We start from the raw sequence: 17,169 nt of genomic DNA, 5'->3' as shown, positions 1-17,169 counted from the left end.
TAGCCCGTTTTGAAGCAAAAAAGCCCTTCGTTTAGCCATCAAATTGGCCTGCAAGCCAATAGGGGCGAGCGCAAGCGGCTATTAAATAGATAGCAATGTCGGCGCCTTGCGGCAAGCCGTAGCCACCCCGCAACGGCGCTGGCCCGGCCCATCCGGGCTCAAGCCCGCCGCTGCGCGAAATAAAACCACTCCTGGCCCACTTCCCCCCGCGGATTCGGAAACACCACAAAGCCGTCCGCCGGCGCGGCAATAGGTGCGCCGCCATTGCGCGTGCCAATGGCCTCGCCGGCTTTCACGGCGTCGAAGCTGCGCCACTCGCGCGTGAAGGTGTCGCCGGCATGCTCGCGGTCCACCACGTCAACGAGCCGCAGGATTTCGCGCGCCATCGGCACCGGCGCGGGTTTCTGCGTAATCAGCCCCAGCAGGCCCAGCGTCTGCTGAATTGCATGCCGCGCCACCTGCACCGCCTGCGGGTCGTCATGCTGGCCGCACTCCAGCGTCACGCCGTAGCCGCCGCGTGAGCGCATGTATTCGGTCGTGCCTACGCCGTAGTTCGGGTCCGTCACCAATGTCTGCGCGCGGGCGCCCCCCGCAGCGCCCGCAGCCGTTGCCGCGCGCCGCTGCACGCCCCGGGCGTACGTCTCCAGCCAGCCTTCCACGATTCGGTGCGGCCCGGTGTGCAGCGCCAGTTGCATTTCTTCCGCGGCATGGTCAAAGGGCTCCAGCGCCCCCGTGTTGTTCTGCGGGCCGATCATCACAAACGGCGCACCGCCCGTGTGAAAAGAGTGCAGGTCCAGCAACACGTCATGCGCATCCAGCAGCGGGCACAGCACGTTCGCGATGCGGTCCTCAAAGTCCTGCGGAATTGCACTCGGCGCCATGTTGCGGTTGAGGTTGCGCTCACCCATGCGCTGCTTGAGCCGGTAGGCTAGCGGGTTGGTCACGGGCACAAAAGTCACGGTGCCGCGCTCAATGCCCAGCTTGCCGTTGTCGATTTCTTCCATCAGCTGTGTGATGGCGCGCGTGCCGCAGGTTTCATTGCCGTGTACGGCGCCGGTGACCAGCAGGCGCGGACCGGGGGCGAGGCCGTGGAAGGTGTGGCTGCGCAGGTGGGTAGGGTGGGGGCTAGGGGTGGAAGTCATGGGGTGTGCACCTCTGGGGGTGATAAACGTGGATGGCGTTGATGGCTTGGTTATACAGCGGTTTCGGCGGAGGCAAGAACGTTGTTCGCGCGAGTCCCTCATGCGTTTGGGGGATGGTGTTGTTTGGCTTCGAACCTATGATCGTGGGCAGTTGGCAACCATGCACCTGTCTTCAACCTTGTTGGAATCGCAAGCATGCGGCAAGCTTCGGTTTGCGGCTTAACTTCTAATAAAAGCGCTGGAAAGACCGTGATGCACATAGTTTTCTGGATTGGATGGATCGCATTGGGATACGCTGCCTGGTCCGCGTGGCTGCAACGCGCGTGCCCCCACGCAGGTTGCAGCTTCATCCTGGTGATGCCGCAACTGCTGGAGCTGATCGTGCCATTCATGGTTTGGGGAGCAGTTGGCGTGGCGGCATCCATTGGCATTAATCTGATGCGCGGCCGGCGCAGATCGCCAGCTGCAAGCAAGGTGGGGGTAGAACCTTCGCCACTGCCCGATGCGGTGCAAGCACCAGTGAGTGCTGAAGCGTTGATGCATGAGCTAGGCATCACATTCGATGGACGCCTGTATGGGTTTCGTGAGTACCGTTATGAAAAACTGGCGGATGCCATTGCCTATGCAAGACTTGCGGGGCGACGCGACGACTGATCCCAATCGGCGTCCGGTGGCAGAGTGCGGTTGGTCCGTCGTGCCTATGATGTCGGTGTTCGCACACTCTGAACATCTCATGTTCAATACGGAGGCAGCATGGACACCGATCTTGAAGGCTTGTCGCGTGAACAACTCATTGTGGAAGTCAAAAAACTCCGCCAGGGTATTCGCGAGCACCGCGACAGCACGGGCCACGAGTTGTGCTGGCATCATCCGGCGCTGTGGGCGCTGCTGCCGGAGAGAACCGACCCTGTGCCCGTCGTACCTGACTGGCCGCAGTTCTTTCGCGGCTGCATCCGCTACCGCCAGTCGCTGGATGAACAGTTGCCGGATGCGCCGCGAAGTAATGAACCCTATCGCGACTGAACACATTTGACTGTCGATATCCGCGTATTCGTGGCGCGCTGCAAACGGCCAGATTTTCGAGAGCAAAAAATGAGTGAGATTGGCAATGAACTTCACCGTTGATCGTTTGGTGTCATGGGTGCTGATCCCGCTTTTAGTGGCCCTGCCTCTGGCTTTTTTCATGTGCTACGGAGCGCTTGATCACAACCCGCAGGAAGAGTTCTGTGCTTATGTGGCCCGCGGCGTATCTGCAAATTATTCAGTCCAGGGCGAAAACTGCAACATCAAATGGGGTGCAACAGGTCTGTTGTTTGCGGTCTGGCTTTTTGCCCAGCTGGCGGTTTTGACGGTGGTGCGCTTGATGTTGTCAGCGTTTCGCAATGTTTGATGTCAGCGCGGTTTTCCTGATTCAGCCGTTTTATTTCCTGCTCAGTTCAGCCTGATTCCCGCCACCAGCTGCATCACGTTGTGCCGCATCAGCTTGAGGTAGGTGTCAGCTGGGCCACCAGCTTTTGACAGGGCGTCGACATACAGCGCGGGGCCGGGTGTCACACCCGCGTCCTTGCTCAGTTGGGCGAGCAGCTTGGGGTTGCTCATGTTTTCAAAAAACACGGCCTTGATCTTTTCGCGCTGGATCTGCCGGATCAGTTGGGCGACTTCTTTGGCGCTGGGTTCGGCTTCGGTGGAAATTCCTTGTGGCGCCAGGAAGCTGACCTGGTAGTGCGCGCCGAAATAACCGAAGGCGTCGTGTGAGGTGATGACCTTGCGTTTGGCGGCGGGGACGGCGCTGAGCTGCTCTTTGGCCCAGGTGTCGAGTGCCTGCAATTCCTTCACGTAGGCTTCGCTGTTGTCTTTGTAGGTGGCTGCGCCGCTGGGGTCGTGCCGTGATAGCGCCGCCGCGATATTGCGCACGTAGATCACGACGTTGGTTGGGTCCTGCCAGGCGTGCGGGTCGGTTTCTTTCCCGCCTTTTTCACCGGGCATGGTGCGTGCCTTCACGCCTTGTGAAGCCACCACCGCCTGGCCCTTGTAGCCGGCGGACTTGACGAGTTTTTGCGCCCACGGTTCAAAGCCCAGGCCGTTGCTGACCAGCAGCTTGCTTTGCAACAGGTTTTTGGCATCCACGGGTTTGGGTTCGAATACGTGCGCGTCTTCGTCGGAGCCGACCAGCGTGGTGACGGCGACGCGGTCACCGCCGACCACACGGACGAGGTCGCCGAGGATGCTGAAGCTGGCGACCACAGGGATTTTGTCGGCGGCCATGCCGGCGGTGGCGGTGGCCAGCAGTGCGGCTCCGACCAGGGGTGTCAGCAGTTTGCGCGCCAGGTGTTTCATGAAAGTCATGGAAGGGCTCCGGGTTGGTAAAGAAAGGAAAGATGCGCAGCTTCAGGCGGTGCGGTGCGTGCGCGCGAACGTGCGCGGCAGCCAGCCGCCGGGTGCCAGCAGCAGCGAGGCAAAGTACAGCGCGCCGGCGCAGCCGATGATGGTCGGGCCCGAGGGTGTATCGAAGTGGTAAGACAGCAGCAGCCCGGCGTAGCCTGCCGCCATGGCCTGCGCGCCGGCGTTGGCGAGCTGCGCGGGCAGGGTGTCGTGCCACAAGCGCGCCGACACCGCGGGCAGCATCATCAGGCCGACGGCCATCAGCGTGCCCAGCGTCTGGAAGCCGGCCACGAGGTTGATGACGACCAGCATCAAAAAGCCTTGCTGCCAGGACCATTTGAAAGAGGCGCTGCGGCCCGTTGCAGCCAGGAACACCGGGTCAAAACTTTCGAGCACCAGGCCGCGGTAGGCAGCCGCCAGCGCGACCAGGCTGATGCTGGCCACGCCGGCCACCAGCAGCAGGCCCGGCGTGTCGACGCCCAGCGCGCTGCCGAACAGGATGTGCAGCAGGTCAAGCTGCGTGCCGTGGCCGGAAATGAGCGTCACGCCCAGCGCCAGCGCCACCAGGTAAACGGCAGCCAGGCTGGCGTCCTCTTTCAGCGTGGTGGCGCGGCTGATGAAGCCGGCCAGCGCGGCCACCAGCATGCCAGCGAGTACGCCGCCTGCGGCCATGGCCGTGAGCGACAGGCCGCACAGCATGAAACCGATAGCGACACCCGGCAATATGGCGTGGCTGAGCGCGTCGCCCAGCAGGCTCATGCGCCGCAAGGTCAGGAAAACGCCCAGTGGTGCGGCGCTGAGCGATAGCGCCAGCGTGGCCACCAGCGCGCGGCGCATGAAGGCGTATTCGGCGAACGGCGCAAACAAAACGGCCCAGGCGCCGTGAAAGGCGTGCAGTGCGGCTTCCATCACGCAGCAGCCTTGTGCAGCGCGGGCGCGTGCAATGCCGTTGGGGCGGCCAGTGCCTTGTCGTCAATGCGGCAGGCTTCGGCGCTTTCGTCCCATGCCTCGGCCATCGCGCGGGCGCGTGCCAGGTTGTCTTCTGTCATGACGTGTGCTGTGGGGCCCCAGGCGACGGCTTCGCGCGCCAGCAGCAGCGTTTGCGGAAAATGTGCCCGCACCTGGGCGTCGTCATGCAGCACGGCAATCACGGTGCGTCCCTGGCCATGCCACTGGCGAATCAATGCCAGCAGCGCGGCGGTGGTCTTGCTGTCTATTGCGTTAAAGGGCTCGTCCAGCAGGATCAGGCGGGCGTCCTGCACCAGCAGGCGGGCAAACAGCACGCGCTGGAACTGCCCGCTGGAGAGCGTGTCAATGGGCCGCGCTTCAAAACCTTCTAGGCCGACGGTGCGCAAGGCCGTGCCGACAGCCGCCCACTGCGCTTCACTGACTCCGCCCCACGCGCCCTGTGAAGGCCAGCAGCCGAGCAGCACGGCATCGCACACGTCCATCGGAAAGCTGCGGTCCAGCTCAGCCTGTTGCGGCAGGTAGGCGATGCGCGTGCGTGGCGTTGCCGTGGTGACCTGGCCGCCCGAGCGGGGCAGCAACCCCATGATGCTTTTGCACAGCGTGCTTTTGCCGGCGCCGTTGGGGCCGACCACAGCGGTCAGCGAACCCGCCGCGAAGTGACCGCTGACGTGGTGCAGCGCCGGATGCTGCCGGTAGCTGACGGTGAGGTTGTCCAGCGCGACCATGGCGCTCACCATGGTGCGATTTCCGCCGAAGCCCAGGCGACTGCCAGCCACAGCAGCGCCACGGCCGGCAACACCGCGAGCACCCGGCGCCAGGCCGGCCAGGCGAGGATGCTGCGGCGGCGCGGAGGCTGTGGGGGGAAGGGAGGAGGTGAAGCTGGCAAGGGAAGTCGTCTTTACAAACAGGCGGGCCGGGAAGTCATCAAAAGCCACTCGGTTGCGGTAATAATGCAACTGAATTGCTGTATAGTCTAATGCAACATTGTTGCGTTATGTGCGTGCGTTGTGAAAATACGCCGCGCGCTCTTTTGCCAAACTCTTTCTGAACGGCTTCATCCCATGGCATCCGTCCAACCTGTCAGGCGCTCCAGAACCGGCCCCGGCATCACCGCCGACGCAGACCCGATTGATGTGCTGCTGTCGGCCCACGGCCTGCGCCGCACCAGCGCGGCGCGCCTGGTGCTGGGCTGGCTGCTGGCCCACCCGGACACCAGCTACACGCACGCGCAGCTGCAGGCCGCGCTGGGCGGCGACGATGATGCCGGCGAAGGCGTGACACTGGACCGCGTCACGCTGTACCGGCTGATCGACCGGCTCACGCAGGTGGGCTTGCTGCTGTGCCGCGTGGACGCCAATCGCGTGCGCCGTTACCAGGCCATGCCGAGCAGCGTGCATGCCATTCCCCACTTTGAATGCCAGAGCTGCCACCGCGACAGCCCCTTGTCGGGTGCGCTGTCGGGAAAGCGTTCGGGCGCCCTCAAGGCCAGCACCAAAGACCTGGAGCGCGCCGCGCAGACCGCGCTGGAGGCACTGAAGGCGCTGGGCTACCAGGGCATGAGCATGGACTTTGCCGTGCGGGGCGTGTGCGCCGACTGCGCCACCGGCGCGGCTTCTTCATGATCAGTACCCGCCAGCTGGCTTACCGCTACACCAATGGTCCCGAGCTGCGCTTTGCGGACGTGGACGTCGCGCAGGGTGGCACCTTGCTGCTGCGCGGTGCGTCGGGCTCGGGCAAATCCACCTGGCTGGCGCTGGCGGCGGGTTTGCTGGCGCCCAGTGAGGGCGACATCACGGTGGCCGGCCAGTCCATCAAGGCGCTGGGTGGACGTGCAGGTGACGCGTGGCGGGCAAAAACCATTGGTTTTTTGCCGCAGAAACTTCACCTGAGCACGGCGCTGACGGTGCACGGCAACCTGGCCATGGCGCAGTGGGCCGCCGGCCAGCCGGATGATGAAGGCCGAATTGCCGAAGCGTTGGACGCGCTGGACGTGCGCGCGTTGGCTGATCGCAAGCCGGCCCAACTATCAGGCGGGCAGGCACAGCGTGTAGCGCTGGCGCGTGCGGTGTTGCTCAAGCCGCGCGTGATCCTGGCCGATGAACCCACGGCCAGCCTGGACGACGACGCGGCTGCGGCGTCGCTGGCCTTGCTGCAAAGCGCGGCGCAGCAGCAGGCCGCCACGCTGGTGATTGCCACGCACGATGCACGTGTTTTGGCCTTTTTTAAGGATAAAAAGGGCCTGCAGTCCTTATTGGTCGAGCGCGAGCAGCTATGAAAACGATAGCATTCAAGACCGTTGTTTTTTCATGGCGCTACCTGTGGTCGCGGCCGCTGGCGGCGGCGCTGAATTTGCTGCTGCTCACCCTGGGGCTGGCCTCCATTACCTTTCTGCTGCTCGTCAGCCACCAGATCAGCCAGGCGTTTGACCGTGACGTGGCCGGCATCGATGTGGTGGTGGGCGCCAAGGGCAGCCCGATGCAGCTGATCCTGTCAGGTGTGTTTCACCTTGACGTACCGACGGGCAACGTGCCGCTGGCGGCGGTGAAGGAACTGGAAAGACATCCGCAGGTCGCCAGGATCATTCCGATCAGCCTGGGCGACAGTTTTCGTGGCTTTCGCATTGTGGGCACCACGCCCGACTACATCCACCATTACGACGCGCAGCTGGCACAGGGCGCGCTGTGGTCCAGGCCCATGCAGGCCGTCATTGGCGCGCAGGTGGCGCAGCAGACCGGCCTGAAAGTGGGCGACAGCTTTACCGGCACACACGGCCTGGGCGGCGGCGGTGAAGAGCACAAGCTGAGCCCCTATGTGGTGTCGGGCATCCTGGCCGGCAGCCACACCGTGCTGGACCGCCTGGTGCTGACGGCCACCGAGTCCGTCTGGCAGGTGCATGAAACCGACACCGCGCTGGACGACGACGACCGCAAGGTGCTGGAAGAGGAACGCGAAATCACGCTGGCGCTGATCCAGTACAAGACGCCGCTGGCGGCCGTGACCTTTCCGCGCTACATCAACAGCAGCACCGAGATGCAGGCTGCGGCGCCGGCGCTGGAGATCACGCGCCTCTTGAGCATGGTGGGTGTGGGCACCGACGTGCTGCGTGCGCTGGCCGGCGTGCTGCTGCTGACGGCGGGCCTGAGTGTCTTCATCGCGCTGTGGGGCGCCGTGCGTGAGCGCCGGGCCGACCTGGCGCTGCTGCGCATGCTGGGTGCGCCACCGGCCCGCGTGGCCGGCCTGCTGCTGTGCGAAGCGCTATGGCTGGCGCTGCTGGCCACCGTGCTGGGGGTGCTGGCGGGGCAGGGGCTGACGGCGCTGCTGGCCTGGGCGCTGCAACTTGAAAAATCGGTCCTGATCGGTGCGCTGTCATGGCCGGTCGAGCTGGTCAGTGTGCCGGTGCTGGCTTTGGGTGTGGCGCTGGCGTCTGCGTTGCTGCCTGCCTGGGAAGCCTACCGGATCAGTGTGTTTGAACTTCTCCAATCAAGGTAACTTCTTATGACAAACCTCTCTTCCATCAAAAAATTCCTCACCCTGTCTCCTGTTGCGGCCGCGTTTGCGGCGGTGGCCCTGAGCGCCACGTTCTCGCTGGCCCATGCGCAGCACAACGACAAGGAAACCAAGGAAGACATCCAGCGCCACCGCGCCATGGCCGCCGCCCATGAAAACGCCGCCAAATGCCTGGAATCGGGCAAGAAAGACGAAGTTTGTGAAAAAGAGCTGCAGGCCGCTTGCAAAGGCCTGGCCGTCGGCAAATACTGCGGGATGAAACACGTTCATTGACGTCCACTGACGTCACCGGGACACCCCTGAAGTGGCCTCACCTTTTTTCTGGATTTTCTGGAGTACTGCATGACTGCCTCTTTTCGCCCTCGCACACCAAGCCTTTACGGACTGAGGTGGGCATTGGCCTGCAGCACGCTGCTGGCCGCTGCAGGCCTTTCGGCGCAAACGCTGTCTTCACCGCTGGCGAATGGCGGCAAACCTGCCGCGGCAGGGCCGGCGTTTGACATACCGGTCGGGCAGGGTGCGGGCGTGCATGGCGCCAACAGCCCGTTCCCACCGCTGGCGGCCCGCACGGACGTTGTGCCCTGGTCGGTGCTGACGGCGGTGAAAACCAAAAACGAGAAAAACCGGATCCTGCCGGTCTTCACCCTCGACCAGATGGCGCTGAACCAGAAAACCCAGCGCATCCAGGGCTTCATGATGCCGCTGGACCCGGGTGAAAAGCAAAAGCATTTTTTGCTCTCGTCGGTGCCGCTGACCTGCGCCTTCTGCCTGCCCGGCGGGCCCGAGAGCATGGTCGAAGTCAAAACCAAAACGCCGGTGAAATACAGCATGGAGCCGGTGGTGGTGGAGGGGCGCTTCCTGGTCCTGAACGACGACTCTTACGGTCTTTACTACCGCATTACGGATGCAACCAGCGTCAGGTAAGAGCCGCGCACAAAACTGCCGTGGCTGACGCTTTTTAAGCGGAGCCGTCCCGCAAAATACGGAGACGGCACCGCGACGGCCTGGCAACCCGCACGCTAAGATTGCGCAATGAACCAGCTTGTCTTCGTGTCCCTGCTTCCCGTCGTGTTGTTGATTGCTACAGGTTTCATAGCTGGTCGCGCACAGTGGGTAAGGCCCGGAGCGATAAAAGACCTTTCAAACCTGGTCTTTCTGCTGCTCACGCCAGCGCTGCTGTTTCGCACCATGAGCAAGGTGCGTATTGAGCAGCTGGACTTCAAGCCCGTGCTGGCTTACTTTCTGGCCGTGGTCGTGTTGTTTGGTGGCACCCTGCTGCTGCAGGGCTTTAACCGCCGCGCCGCCGTACTGGCACTGGCCAACACCTTCTCCAACACCGTCATGATCGGCATCGCGCTGGTCGGGTTGATGTATGGCCCCGAAGGGTTGGTGACGCTGTTTACGCTGGTCTCGGTGCATTCGCTGGTGTTGCTGACCAGCGCCACGGTGGTGCTGGAACTGGCGGTGGCGCACGAACAGAAGCTGGGCACGGCCGATGAAGTCACCACCGCACCACGCCACCCGGTGGCCACGGTGTTGATGGCCGTGAAAAACGCGCTGCTGCACCCGGTGCCGCTGCCCATCATGGCGGGCCTGCTGTTTGCGCAGACCGGCCTCACGATTCCCGCGGTGGTCGACAAGCCACTGGAATTGCTGGCCAATGCCTTCGGTCCGCTGGCGCTGGTGCTGGTGGGCGTGACGCTGGCCAACACGCGTGTGGGGGAGCACTGGCGCCAGGCGCTGGCTTTGGCTGGCGTGAAAAACCTGCTGCATCCCTTGCTGGTGTTCGGCTTGTGCCGCCTGCTGGGTGTGGGTGGCGTGCCGATGGCGGTGATGGTGGTGGCATCGGCCCTTCCGATCGGTGCCAATGTGTTTTTGTTTTCCCAGCGCTACAAGGTCGCGGAAGACCTGATTACTGCCAGTGTGGTGGTGTCCACCGCACTGGCCCTGGTGACGCTGACCATTGTGCTGCTGCTGGTCGGGCGGTTTGTCTAAATTTCATTCACGGAGCCATTGATGCAGTTCCTACAGTCCCTCCCGGTATCGGCACAAACCATCGGTCTGCTCCTGCTGTCCAACGTGTTCATGACCTTTGCCTGGTACGGACACCTGAAAAACCTGGCCACCTCGCCCTGGTATATCGCAGCGCTGATCAGCTGGGGCATCGCACTGTTTGAATACCTGCTGCAGGTGCCCGGCAACCGCATCGGCTTTACCCAGTTCAGCGTCGGGCAACTCAAGATCATGCAGGAGGTGATCACGCTCAGCGTGTTCGTGCCTTTTGCGGTGTTTTACCTGAATGAGCCGTTGAAACTCGATTACCTGTGGGCCGCGCTGTGCATGGTGGGCGCGGTGTATTTCATCTTCCGTTCCGCCTGAGTACCCGGTATTTGTCCCCGCCCCTGATTGGCCCTTGTGGATGCGCCGAGGAGCGGAGGTTCAGACGGATCAGGGCAAAAACTTGTTTGAGCCGCAGGCGAGTTGTTTTTGACCCCGGCTGGCCCGAGCACCGCAGGTTGCCCGTAGCGTAGCGAAGGGACGCAGGAACCACGGTCGCCTTTTGGTATTCGCGTAACTTCGCTTCGCGAAGTGAGCGAATCCCCACTACGTGACCTTTGCTTACTTTCTTTTGGCGAAGCAAAAGAAAGTGAGTTGCATGCCGGGCAACCCCCGGCCAGCAGCCTAAGCAGTAAACCCACCGTCAGACACCCAAGCTACCTAAAATCCCGGGCGGTTAAACTTCTAGCTGTTACAAAAACGTCATATTTTTGACTTACTCCCTGAGGAACTGACATGCTGTTTGGCAAATTGCTGCCGCGCGAAGGCAATTTTTTCGAGATGTTCAACCAGCATGCCGAACGCATCGTCGAGGCCGCCCACGCGTTCTCGAACCTGGTCGCGAACTACGCTGACGTGCAAAAGCGCGAAGCTTTCAACCGCGAAGTCGACCACGCCGAGCGCGCCGCCGACCGCATCACGCATGAAGTCAACCGGGCGCTGCACAAGACTTTCATCACACCCATCGACCGCGAGCAGATCCACAAGCTGATCAACACCATGGACGACGTGGCCGACCTGATCCAGGATTCGGCGGAAACCATGGCGCTGTACGACGTGCGCCACATGACCGAAGACATCGTGCGGTTGACCGACCTGAGCGTCAAGTGCTGCGAACGCCTGCAGGATGCCGTGGCGCTGATCGAAAAAGTCAGCGATGCCGCGACGGCTGAAGCGGCGCTCAAGACCTGCGAGGAAATCGACAAGCTCGAGTCCGACGCCGACCGCGTCATGCGCTCTGCCATGAGCCGGCTGTTCCGCGAAGAGCCCGATGTACGGGAAGTGATCAAGCTCAAGGCGGTGTACGAACTGTTAGAGACCATCACCGACAAGTGCGAGGACGTGGCCAACCTGATCGAGGGCATCGTCCTCGAGAACTCCTGATCACGGGCGCCTGAACCATGCAAACCGTACAGGCTGCCCTGTGGGTGGTGTTCCTGCTGGTCTTCCTGGCCATTGCGTTCGACTTCATGAACGGCTTTCATGACGCGGCCAACTCGATCGCCACCGTGGTGTCGACGGGTGTGCTCAAGCCGGGGCAGGCGGTGCTGTTCGCCGCCTTCTTCAACTTCCTGGCGTATTTCATCTTTCACCTGAGCGTGGCGGCGACCATCGGCAAGGGCATCGTGATGCCGGGCGTGGTGGACACGCATGTGGTGTTTGGCGCGCTGATGGGCGCCATCACCTGGAACATCGTGACCTGGTTTTACGGCATTCCCAGCAGCTCTTCGCATGCGCTGATCGGCGGCATCGTAGGGGCTGTGATTGCCAAGGCCGGCGCGAGTGCCTTGATCGCGTCGGGCGTTTTCAAGGTGGTGGCCTTCATTTTCGTGTCGCCGCTGCTCGGATTCTTGCTGGGCTCGCTGATGATGGTGGCGGTGGCCTGGGTGTGTCGCAGGACGACCCCGTCGAAGGCCGACCGGTGGTTTCGCCGGCTTCAGCTGGTGTCCGCCGGCGCCTACAGCCTGGGGCACGGCGGCAACGACGCGCAAAAGACGGCCGGCATCATCTGGCTGCTGTTGATCGCCGCGACCACCAGCAATGTGCAGGGCTTGCCCGTGTGGATGATGGCGACCACGGAACACCTGCCGATCTGGGTGGTCATCGTCTGCTACATCGCCATCGGCTTTGGCACCATGTTCGGCGGCTGGCGCATCGTGAAAACCATGGGCCAGAAGATCACCAAGCTAAAGCCCGTGGGCGGCTTCTGCGCCGAGACAGGCGGGGCGCTGACGCTCTTCCTGGCGACCGGGCTGGGTATTCCTGTTTCCACCACGCACACCATCACCGGCGCCATCGTGGGCGTGGGTTCCACGCAGCGCGCTTCAGCCGTGCGCTGGGGCGTGGCTGGCAACATCGTCTGGGCCTGGATTTTCACCATTCCCGCTTCGGCCTTCGTGGCCGCGATCGCGTACTGGGTCAGCCTGCAAGTTTTTTGAACACCCCTGTCCGGGCTCACTGCAGAAATAGGTTCACCCCTATCGGGCTCACTTCGTGTAGCCCTTTTCCCCTTGCAGGGGACGGCGCCTGCGGCCCGGCAAAGCCGGCTCCGCGGCTGCCCGCTGGTAGCGCTTAAAGAACTCTTAAAGCCAGCATGAGCCGCGGGACTGGCTTTGCCAGACCGCAGGCGGGCGGCCCTCTCGGGGGGCAGGAAGCTACACGAAGTGAGCGACCGTGGGGGCTCTATCTACTGGCTGATTTTCTTGGCCTCTTCGACCTGGTACTCGAAGTAGCGTTGGAAGCTGAAGACTATGCTGGACATCAGTGAGATAGTGCCAAACAGCAGCGCAAACACCACGGCGCCTATGGTCAGCCAGTTGGTGTTGCCCGCCTGGGTGGCCGGCGTGCCCGTGTTGTGCAGCGCATTCCATTTTTCCGTTGGCATCAGGCCGTAGTAAATGGCGGTCAATGCCGTGCCGGCCAGCGTAAAGCCCAGTAGCGGAATCAGCACCCAGGCGAGGTGGTCATCTTGCCCATAAAGCCGTACGCGCTCGACTCCCCACCAGCCCAGCGCCGCTGCGATGGGGTGCAGCCAGGCCCACACGTCGCCAAGGCCGAACAGGTAAAGACGGTGCACGCCGAGTTGACCGCCGATAAAAGCGAGCCAGGCGGCGAGGGTTTTGTTTTTGGGCGCTTTAGGGGCTGGGGAGGCAGTTGCTTGCATGCTGCGATTATGCGGCGGGTGCATCCACCGGCGGCTGCGTGTCGCCTGCGCCCAAGGTCTTTTCCATGATCACGATGTCGCGCCAGGCGCCGAACTTCCAGCCGCACGATGCAATGGTGCCGACTTCGGTGAAGCCGAGCGAGCGGTGCACGCCCACCGAGCCGGCGTTGGCCGAATCACCGATCACGGCCATGGCCTTGCGTACGCCCACCGCTTCAAGCCGTGCCAGCAGCTCGGCCAGCAACGCACGGCCCAGGCCCTTGCGGTGCAGTTCAGGCGCGAGGTAAATCGTGTCCTCCACCGAAAACCGGTAGGCCGGTCGCGGCTTGAACCAGTTACCGTAGGCGAAGCCCACAATTTTTCCTTCCTCCTCGGCGATCAGGTAGGGCAGGCCTTTGGACAGTACGTCAGCCCGGCGGGTCGTCATGTCGGCCACACTGGGAGGCTCGGTTTCGAACGTTCCTGTGCTGTGCAGGACGTGGTGACCGTAAATGGCCGTGATGGCGGGAATGTCTTCTTCGCGGCTGGGGCGTATGAGGGGCATGTCTGTCGTGGTTTCGGGGATAGGAGAAGGGCGGGGAGGTGAATTTGGGCCAAAACCGTTCCACAGGCTATAATCTCAGGCTTTGCAGCAATTCGCTGGCCGGGTGGCCATGTCGTGTGTCTCAAGCGCTGCAGAACATTGGGGTATCTACCTTACCGGTAAGCCCCACCACCCGAAGGATAAATCATGGTCGTCATTCGACTTGCACGCGGCGGTTCCAAGCACCGTCCTTTTTTCAATATTGTTGTGGCTGACAAACGCGTTCGCCGCGACGGCCGTTTCATCGAGCGCATCGGTTTTTACAACCCGATTGCCAAAGGTGGCGAAGAAGGCCTGCGCATTGCGCAAGACCGCCTGACCCACTGGATCGGTGTGGGCGCCCAGCCGTCTCCTACCGTTCTGCGCCTGGTCAAGCAAGGTGCTACGGCTGCTGTCAAAACGGCCTGAAGAACTCGGTCTGATTTAGAGATTGATGCAGCCCGGCCTTCAATCGTCGGCAGGCTTGACGCCCTCAAGCCTTCCGCACGACGCCATCGAAGTCGGGCGCATCCTGGATGCATGGGGCGTCAAGGGCTGGGTGAAAATCCTGCCGCACAGCACCGATCCAGAAGCACTTTTCGCGGCCAAATCCTGGTTTTTGCAGGCGCCTGACGCCAAATTCCGCCCGGGGTTCACCGTGTTTTCTGGCACCGTTTCACTGAGCGTGGACGAGGCCAAAGTTCATTCCGATACCGTCGTCGCCAAGTTTTTGGGCCTTGATGACCGCAATGCGGCCGAGGCCTTGCGTGGCGCACGCATCTTCCTGCCCCGCAGCAGTTTTCCTGCGGCCTCCAAGGATGAGTACTACTGGGTCGACCTGATCGGCCTGAACGTGGTCAATCGCGAAGGGGTGCCATTAGGCCTGGTGCGTGACCTGATGGCCACCGGCCCGCACTCGGTCCTGTGTGTGGAGTACACCGTCCAGCAGGAGGACGGCACGAGCCTGACCGCCGAACGCATGATCCCGTTTGTCTCCGTGTATGTCGACGCGGTGGATATCGCCGGCAAATGCATCACGGTTGACTGGCAGCCGGACTACTGATTTTTGTAGCCCGAAGGGGCTGTTGCCCTGAAGCGCCGGGCTCGCACACAATAGCCCCATGCGCTTCGACATCATCACACTTTTCCCCGAGCTTTTTGCGCCCTTCCTGGTCAGCGGCGTGACCCGCCGCGCCTACGAATCGGGCCTTGTTGAGGTGAAGCTCTGGAACCTGCGGGACTTTGCCGACGGCAACTACCGCCGCGTGGACGACCGGCCTTTCGGCGGCGGCCCCGGCATGGTGATGATGGCTGAGCCGCTGGCGCTGTGCCTTGAAAAAATACAGGCTGACCGTGCTGCGAATGGTGCGCCCAAGGTTCCCACGGTGCTTTTTTCTCCCGTGGGCAAGGCGCTGGACCATGCCGGCGTTGAAGGCTGGTCGGCCAGCGCCGGTGCGGTATTGATTTGTGGGCGCTACGAAGGGCTGGACCAGCGCTTCATCCAGGCCCATGTTGACCTGCAGATCAGCCTGGGCGATTTTGTGCTGTCGGGCGGGGAAATTGCCGCCATGGCCTTGCTCGATGCGGTGGCCCGGCTCCAGCCCGGCGTGCTCAATGACGAGGGCAGTCATCAGCTGGACAGCTTTAATCCTGCACTCGACGGCTTGCTGGATTGCCCCCATTACACGCGGCCCGAAAGCTGGCGCGGCCAGCCCGTTCCGACCACCCTGATGTCTGGAAACCACGCCCATATTGAGCGCTGGCGGCGTGAACAACGCCTGGCGCTGACGCAGCGCCAACGCCCGGAATTGGTGCAAATGGCACGGCAGAGTGGGAATTTGAGCGAAAGTGACGAGGCTTTTTTGGCCGATTTGGTCGAAAACCCGGACAAAGACGCTTGAAAAAGCACTGACTTGCTATAATCAAAGGCTTTTCGATCCTCTGGCGGCCACTGCAACCATCTGAACACCCGCGGGTGTTCCATGGATTTGCGGTCTTTAGCGTAGCGCGTGTATGAGCGAAGAAGTTAGATGGAATAAACCATGAATCTGATCCAGACCCTTGAGCAGGAAGAAATCGCCCGCTTGAACAAGACCATTCCCGTTTACGCTCCCGGCGACACCGTGATCGTGAGCGTCAATGTGGTGGAAGGTACGCGTAAACGCGTGCAGGCTTTTGAAGGTGTGGTGATTGCCAAGCGCAATCGCGGCCTCAATTCCAGCTTCATCGTTCGCAAGATCTCTAACGGCGAAGGCGTGGAACGTACGTTCCAGGTTTACAGCCCGCTGATCGCGAAGATTGAAGTCAAGCGCCGTGGTGATGTGCGCCGTGCCAAGCTGTACTACCTGCGTAGCCGCAGCGGCAAATCCGCACGTATCAAGGAAAAGCTGGGCGCCAAGGCTGCCTAAAAGCACCTCCGCCCTGAAAAGCCGCTCTGTCGAGCGGCTTTTTTTTGCCTGCTAACCTCTCACTCCATGAACAACACCCGGCCCCTGCCGAAGTTTGACCCGCGCAGCATCCCGGTGCTGGGTATTGATGACCATCTGGCGGGGGTCCCTTCGGCGCACCTTTCACCGGAGGCCCTGCGCCAGCGTTTTCGGCATCCGCCTGTGTGGACTCCCGAACACAGCGTTGAAAAGACATTCACCGACCGCACGCCTGCGCTGGCTGCGGTGCTGATTCCGCTGGTCATGCGGGACGAGCTGACACTGCTGCTGACGGAGCGGACCACCAACCTGTCCACGCACTCAGGCCAGGTCGCCTTGCCCGGCGGCCGTACGGATGAAACCGACCGCGATGCGGTAGACACCGCGCTGCGGGAAGCGCACGAGGAGGTGGGCTTGCCGCGCGACCATGTGGAGGTGCTGGGCACCTTGCCGACCTACGTCACCGGTACCGCTTTCATCATCACGCCGGTGGTGGCGCTGGTGAGGCCCGGGTTCGTGCTGCAGCCCAATCCGGGTGAAGTCGCAGATGTCTTCGAGGTGCCGCTGGGCTACCTGATGAACCCGGCCAATCATCGCCGCCACGAGATGGAGTTCGACGGCGCCCTGCGCCAATGGCTTTCCATGCCGTACTCAGACCCCTCCGTGGAAGGTGATGGCAACGAGGCCAGGGAGCGTTATATCTGGGGCGCGACGGCCGGCATGCTGCGTAATCTCTATCGTTTTCTGGTGGCTTAGCCCACCACCGTCCAGGCTCACTTCGTGTAGCCTGTTCCCCCCTTCCAGGGGGCGGCGCCTGGGGCCGGCGAAGCCGAAAAATTAGCACACCCCTATCGGGCTCACTTCGTGTAGCCCTTTTCCCCTTGCAGGGGACGGCGCCTACGGCCTGGCAGAGCCAGTTCCGCGGCCCCTGCTCGCACGGGCCCCGCTGGGTTGTGCTAA

Annotated in this window: 23 protein-coding genes; 17 read left to right on the top strand and 6 right to left on the bottom strand. The window is 62.3% G+C overall.

The window, feature by feature from the left end; translation table 11 throughout:
- Window positions 1-158: 158 nt before the first annotated feature.
- On the bottom strand, window positions 159-1,142 hold the full coding sequence (locus tag AC1DWQ_RS01440; RefSeq protein WP_477668047.1) for a M14 family metallopeptidase: 984 nt from the start codon (window positions 1,140-1,142) through the stop codon (window positions 159-161).
- Between the two features lie 195 nt (window positions 1,143-1,337).
- Between AC1DWQ_RS01440 and AC1DWQ_RS01435 the strand changes: the two genes are divergently transcribed.
- The 3 genes from AC1DWQ_RS01435 to AC1DWQ_RS01425 all read left to right on the top strand — a co-directional run bounded on the left by AC1DWQ_RS01435 (window position 1,338) and on the right by AC1DWQ_RS01425 (window position 2,532).
- The gene (locus tag AC1DWQ_RS01435) at window positions 1,338-1,796 is read left to right on the top strand and encodes a hypothetical protein (RefSeq protein WP_477668046.1); all 459 of its coding nucleotides are present in this window, start codon (window positions 1,338-1,340) and stop codon (window positions 1,794-1,796) included.
- A gap of 99 nt (window positions 1,797-1,895) precedes the next feature.
- Complete coding sequence (locus AC1DWQ_RS01430; RefSeq protein ID WP_477668045.1) at window positions 1,896-2,165, top strand: hypothetical protein; 270 nt, start codon at window positions 1,896-1,898, stop codon at window positions 2,163-2,165.
- 85 nt (window positions 2,166-2,250) lie between these two features.
- Entirely contained in the window at window positions 2,251-2,532 is a 282-nt protein-coding gene (locus AC1DWQ_RS01425; protein WP_477668044.1) for a hypothetical protein, read from the top strand.
- A 41-nt stretch (window positions 2,533-2,573) separates the two neighbouring features.
- On the opposite strand, the gene AC1DWQ_RS01420 is transcribed toward AC1DWQ_RS01425, so the two are convergent.
- From AC1DWQ_RS01420 to AC1DWQ_RS01410, 3 genes are read right to left on the bottom strand one after another with little or no spacing between them, the layout of a single operon-like run.
- Window positions 2,574-3,479, bottom strand: coding sequence for a metal ABC transporter substrate-binding protein (locus tag AC1DWQ_RS01420; RefSeq protein ID WP_477668903.1), 906 nt, complete (start codon window positions 3,477-3,479; stop codon window positions 2,574-2,576).
- A 51-nt stretch (window positions 3,480-3,530) separates the two neighbouring features.
- Entirely contained in the window at window positions 3,531-4,433 is a 903-nt protein-coding gene (locus AC1DWQ_RS01415) for a metal ABC transporter permease (protein WP_477668043.1), read from the bottom strand.
- Window positions 4,433-5,227, bottom strand: coding sequence for a metal ABC transporter ATP-binding protein (locus AC1DWQ_RS01410; RefSeq protein ID WP_477668902.1), 795 nt, complete (start codon window positions 5,225-5,227; stop codon window positions 4,433-4,435). Before AC1DWQ_RS01410 ends, AC1DWQ_RS01415 begins: the two co-directional genes overlap by 1 nt.
- Window positions 5,228-5,554: 327 nt before the next feature.
- Here AC1DWQ_RS01410 and AC1DWQ_RS01405 point away from each other — a divergent pair, with 327 nt between their 5' ends.
- From AC1DWQ_RS01405 to AC1DWQ_RS01365, 9 genes are all read left to right on the top strand, one after another.
- Entirely contained in the window at window positions 5,555-6,115 is a 561-nt protein-coding gene (locus AC1DWQ_RS01405; RefSeq protein ID WP_477668042.1) for a Fur family transcriptional regulator, read from the top strand.
- Window positions 6,112-6,768 (top strand): ATP-binding cassette domain-containing protein, encoded by a 657-nt coding sequence (locus AC1DWQ_RS01400; protein WP_477668041.1) that lies wholly within the window; start codon window positions 6,112-6,114, stop codon window positions 6,766-6,768. The genes AC1DWQ_RS01405 and AC1DWQ_RS01400 overlap by 4 nt, the downstream gene beginning before the upstream one ends.
- Window positions 6,765-7,982 carry an ABC transporter permease gene (locus tag AC1DWQ_RS01395; protein ID WP_477668040.1) on the top strand — a complete coding sequence of 406 codons (1,218 nt, stop codon included), beginning with the start codon at window positions 6,765-6,767 and terminating at the stop codon, window positions 7,980-7,982. Before AC1DWQ_RS01400 ends, AC1DWQ_RS01395 begins: the two co-directional genes overlap by 4 nt.
- 6 nt (window positions 7,983-7,988) lie before the next feature.
- Window positions 7,989-8,273, top strand: a complete 285-nt coding sequence (locus AC1DWQ_RS01390) for a hypothetical protein (RefSeq protein WP_477668039.1) — start codon at window positions 7,989-7,991, stop codon at window positions 8,271-8,273.
- A gap of 69 nt (window positions 8,274-8,342) precedes the next feature.
- Window positions 8,343-8,924: a DUF3299 domain-containing protein gene (locus tag AC1DWQ_RS01385; protein WP_477668038.1), complete on the top strand. Its 582-nt coding sequence runs from the start codon at window positions 8,343-8,345 to the stop codon at window positions 8,922-8,924.
- A gap of 108 nt (window positions 8,925-9,032) precedes the next feature.
- Window positions 9,033-9,995, top strand: coding sequence for an AEC family transporter (locus AC1DWQ_RS01380; protein WP_477668037.1), 963 nt, complete (start codon window positions 9,033-9,035; stop codon window positions 9,993-9,995).
- Window positions 9,996-10,016: 21 nt separating this feature from the next.
- Entirely contained in the window at window positions 10,017-10,379 is a 363-nt protein-coding gene (locus AC1DWQ_RS01375) for a DMT family protein (RefSeq protein ID WP_457279960.1), read from the top strand.
- A gap of 414 nt (window positions 10,380-10,793) precedes the next feature.
- Window positions 10,794-11,441, top strand: a complete 648-nt coding sequence (locus tag AC1DWQ_RS01370) for a DUF47 domain-containing protein (protein WP_477659753.1) — start codon at window positions 10,794-10,796, stop codon at window positions 11,439-11,441.
- Between the two features lie 17 nt (window positions 11,442-11,458).
- A complete protein-coding gene (locus AC1DWQ_RS01365; RefSeq protein WP_477646378.1) occupies window positions 11,459-12,496 on the top strand; it encodes an inorganic phosphate transporter in 1,038 nt (345 codons plus the stop codon).
- Window positions 12,497-12,744: 248 nt separating this feature from the next.
- On the opposite strand, the gene AC1DWQ_RS01360 is transcribed toward AC1DWQ_RS01365, so the two are convergent.
- Together AC1DWQ_RS01360 and AC1DWQ_RS01355 are read right to left on the bottom strand one after the other, a co-directional pair.
- Entirely contained in the window at window positions 12,745-13,221 is a 477-nt protein-coding gene (locus AC1DWQ_RS01360) for a hypothetical protein (protein WP_477668036.1), read from the bottom strand.
- Between the two features lie 7 nt (window positions 13,222-13,228).
- A complete protein-coding gene (locus AC1DWQ_RS01355; protein WP_477668035.1) occupies window positions 13,229-13,765 on the bottom strand; it encodes an N-acetyltransferase family protein in 537 nt (178 codons plus the stop codon).
- Window positions 13,766-13,951: 186 nt separating this feature from the next.
- Here AC1DWQ_RS01355 and rpsP point away from each other — a divergent pair, with 186 nt between their 5' ends.
- The 5 genes from rpsP to AC1DWQ_RS01330 all read left to right on the top strand — a co-directional run bounded on the left by rpsP (window position 13,952) and on the right by AC1DWQ_RS01330 (window position 16,965).
- Window positions 13,952-14,212 carry a 30S ribosomal protein S16 gene (rpsP, locus tag AC1DWQ_RS01350; protein WP_457279965.1) on the top strand — a complete coding sequence of 87 codons (261 nt, stop codon included), beginning with the start codon at window positions 13,952-13,954 and terminating at the stop codon, window positions 14,210-14,212.
- A 25-nt stretch (window positions 14,213-14,237) separates the two neighbouring features.
- A complete protein-coding gene (gene rimM, locus AC1DWQ_RS01345; RefSeq protein ID WP_477668034.1) occupies window positions 14,238-14,846 on the top strand; it encodes a ribosome maturation factor RimM in 609 nt (202 codons plus the stop codon).
- A gap of 58 nt (window positions 14,847-14,904) precedes the next feature.
- Entirely contained in the window at window positions 14,905-15,684 is a 780-nt protein-coding gene (trmD, locus tag AC1DWQ_RS01340) for a tRNA (guanosine(37)-N1)-methyltransferase TrmD (protein WP_477668033.1), read from the top strand.
- A gap of 141 nt (window positions 15,685-15,825) precedes the next feature.
- Window positions 15,826-16,191 (top strand): 50S ribosomal protein L19, encoded by a 366-nt coding sequence (gene rplS / locus AC1DWQ_RS01335; RefSeq protein WP_077595343.1) that lies wholly within the window; start codon window positions 15,826-15,828, stop codon window positions 16,189-16,191.
- 66 nt (window positions 16,192-16,257) lie between these two features.
- Complete coding sequence (locus AC1DWQ_RS01330) at window positions 16,258-16,965, top strand: CoA pyrophosphatase (RefSeq protein WP_477668032.1); 708 nt, start codon at window positions 16,258-16,260, stop codon at window positions 16,963-16,965.
- Window positions 16,966-17,169 lie beyond the last annotated feature (204 nt).

Source organism: Polaromonas sp. P2_G11 (assembly GCF_056403595.1).
This window is presented reverse-complemented; position numbering and strand designations above follow the sequence as displayed.

Bases quoted from the DNA above. Each gene is read 5' to 3' on its own strand.
- AC1DWQ_RS01365 (WP_477646378.1), top strand. From the start codon at position 11,459: ATGCAAACCGTACAGGCTGCCCTGTGGGTGGTGTTCCTGCTGGTCTTC.
- AC1DWQ_RS01330 (WP_477668032.1), top strand. From the start codon at position 16,258: ATGAACAACACCCGGCCCCTGCCGAAGTTTGACCCGCGCAGCATCCCG.
- AC1DWQ_RS01400 (WP_477668041.1), top strand. From the start codon at position 6,112: ATGATCAGTACCCGCCAGCTGGCTTACCGCTACACCAATGGTCCCGAG.
- AC1DWQ_RS01355 (WP_477668035.1), bottom strand. From the start codon at position 13,765: ATGCCCCTCATACGCCCCAGCCGCGAAGAAGACATTCCCGCCATCACG.
- AC1DWQ_RS01380 (WP_477668037.1), top strand. From the start codon at position 9,033: ATGAACCAGCTTGTCTTCGTGTCCCTGCTTCCCGTCGTGTTGTTGATT.
- AC1DWQ_RS01430 (WP_477668045.1), top strand. From the start codon at position 1,896: ATGGACACCGATCTTGAAGGCTTGTCGCGTGAACAACTCATTGTGGAA.
- AC1DWQ_RS01370 (WP_477659753.1), top strand. From the start codon at position 10,794: ATGCTGTTTGGCAAATTGCTGCCGCGCGAAGGCAATTTTTTCGAGATG.
- AC1DWQ_RS01415 (WP_477668043.1), bottom strand. From the start codon at position 4,433: ATGGAAGCCGCACTGCACGCCTTTCACGGCGCCTGGGCCGTTTTGTTT.
- rplS (WP_077595343.1), top strand. From the start codon at position 15,826: ATGAATCTGATCCAGACCCTTGAGCAGGAAGAAATCGCCCGCTTGAAC.
- AC1DWQ_RS01435 (WP_477668046.1), top strand. From the start codon at position 1,338: ATGCGGCAAGCTTCGGTTTGCGGCTTAACTTCTAATAAAAGCGCTGGA.
- AC1DWQ_RS01425 (WP_477668044.1), top strand. From the start codon at position 2,251: ATGAACTTCACCGTTGATCGTTTGGTGTCATGGGTGCTGATCCCGCTT.
- AC1DWQ_RS01375 (WP_457279960.1), top strand. From the start codon at position 10,017: ATGCAGTTCCTACAGTCCCTCCCGGTATCGGCACAAACCATCGGTCTG.
- rimM (WP_477668034.1), top strand. From the start codon at position 14,238: ATGCAGCCCGGCCTTCAATCGTCGGCAGGCTTGACGCCCTCAAGCCTT.
- AC1DWQ_RS01385 (WP_477668038.1), top strand. From the start codon at position 8,343: ATGACTGCCTCTTTTCGCCCTCGCACACCAAGCCTTTACGGACTGAGG.
- rpsP (WP_457279965.1), top strand. From the start codon at position 13,952: ATGGTCGTCATTCGACTTGCACGCGGCGGTTCCAAGCACCGTCCTTTT.
- AC1DWQ_RS01405 (WP_477668042.1), top strand. From the start codon at position 5,555: ATGGCATCCGTCCAACCTGTCAGGCGCTCCAGAACCGGCCCCGGCATC.
- AC1DWQ_RS01440 (WP_477668047.1), bottom strand. From the start codon at position 1,142: ATGACTTCCACCCCTAGCCCCCACCCTACCCACCTGCGCAGCCACACC.
- AC1DWQ_RS01390 (WP_477668039.1), top strand. From the start codon at position 7,989: ATGACAAACCTCTCTTCCATCAAAAAATTCCTCACCCTGTCTCCTGTT.
- AC1DWQ_RS01395 (WP_477668040.1), top strand. From the start codon at position 6,765: ATGAAAACGATAGCATTCAAGACCGTTGTTTTTTCATGGCGCTACCTG.
- AC1DWQ_RS01360 (WP_477668036.1), bottom strand. From the start codon at position 13,221: ATGCAAGCAACTGCCTCCCCAGCCCCTAAAGCGCCCAAAAACAAAACC.
- trmD (WP_477668033.1), top strand. From the start codon at position 14,905: ATGCGCTTCGACATCATCACACTTTTCCCCGAGCTTTTTGCGCCCTTC.
- AC1DWQ_RS01420 (WP_477668903.1), bottom strand. From the start codon at position 3,479: ATGAAACACCTGGCGCGCAAACTGCTGACACCCCTGGTCGGAGCCGCA.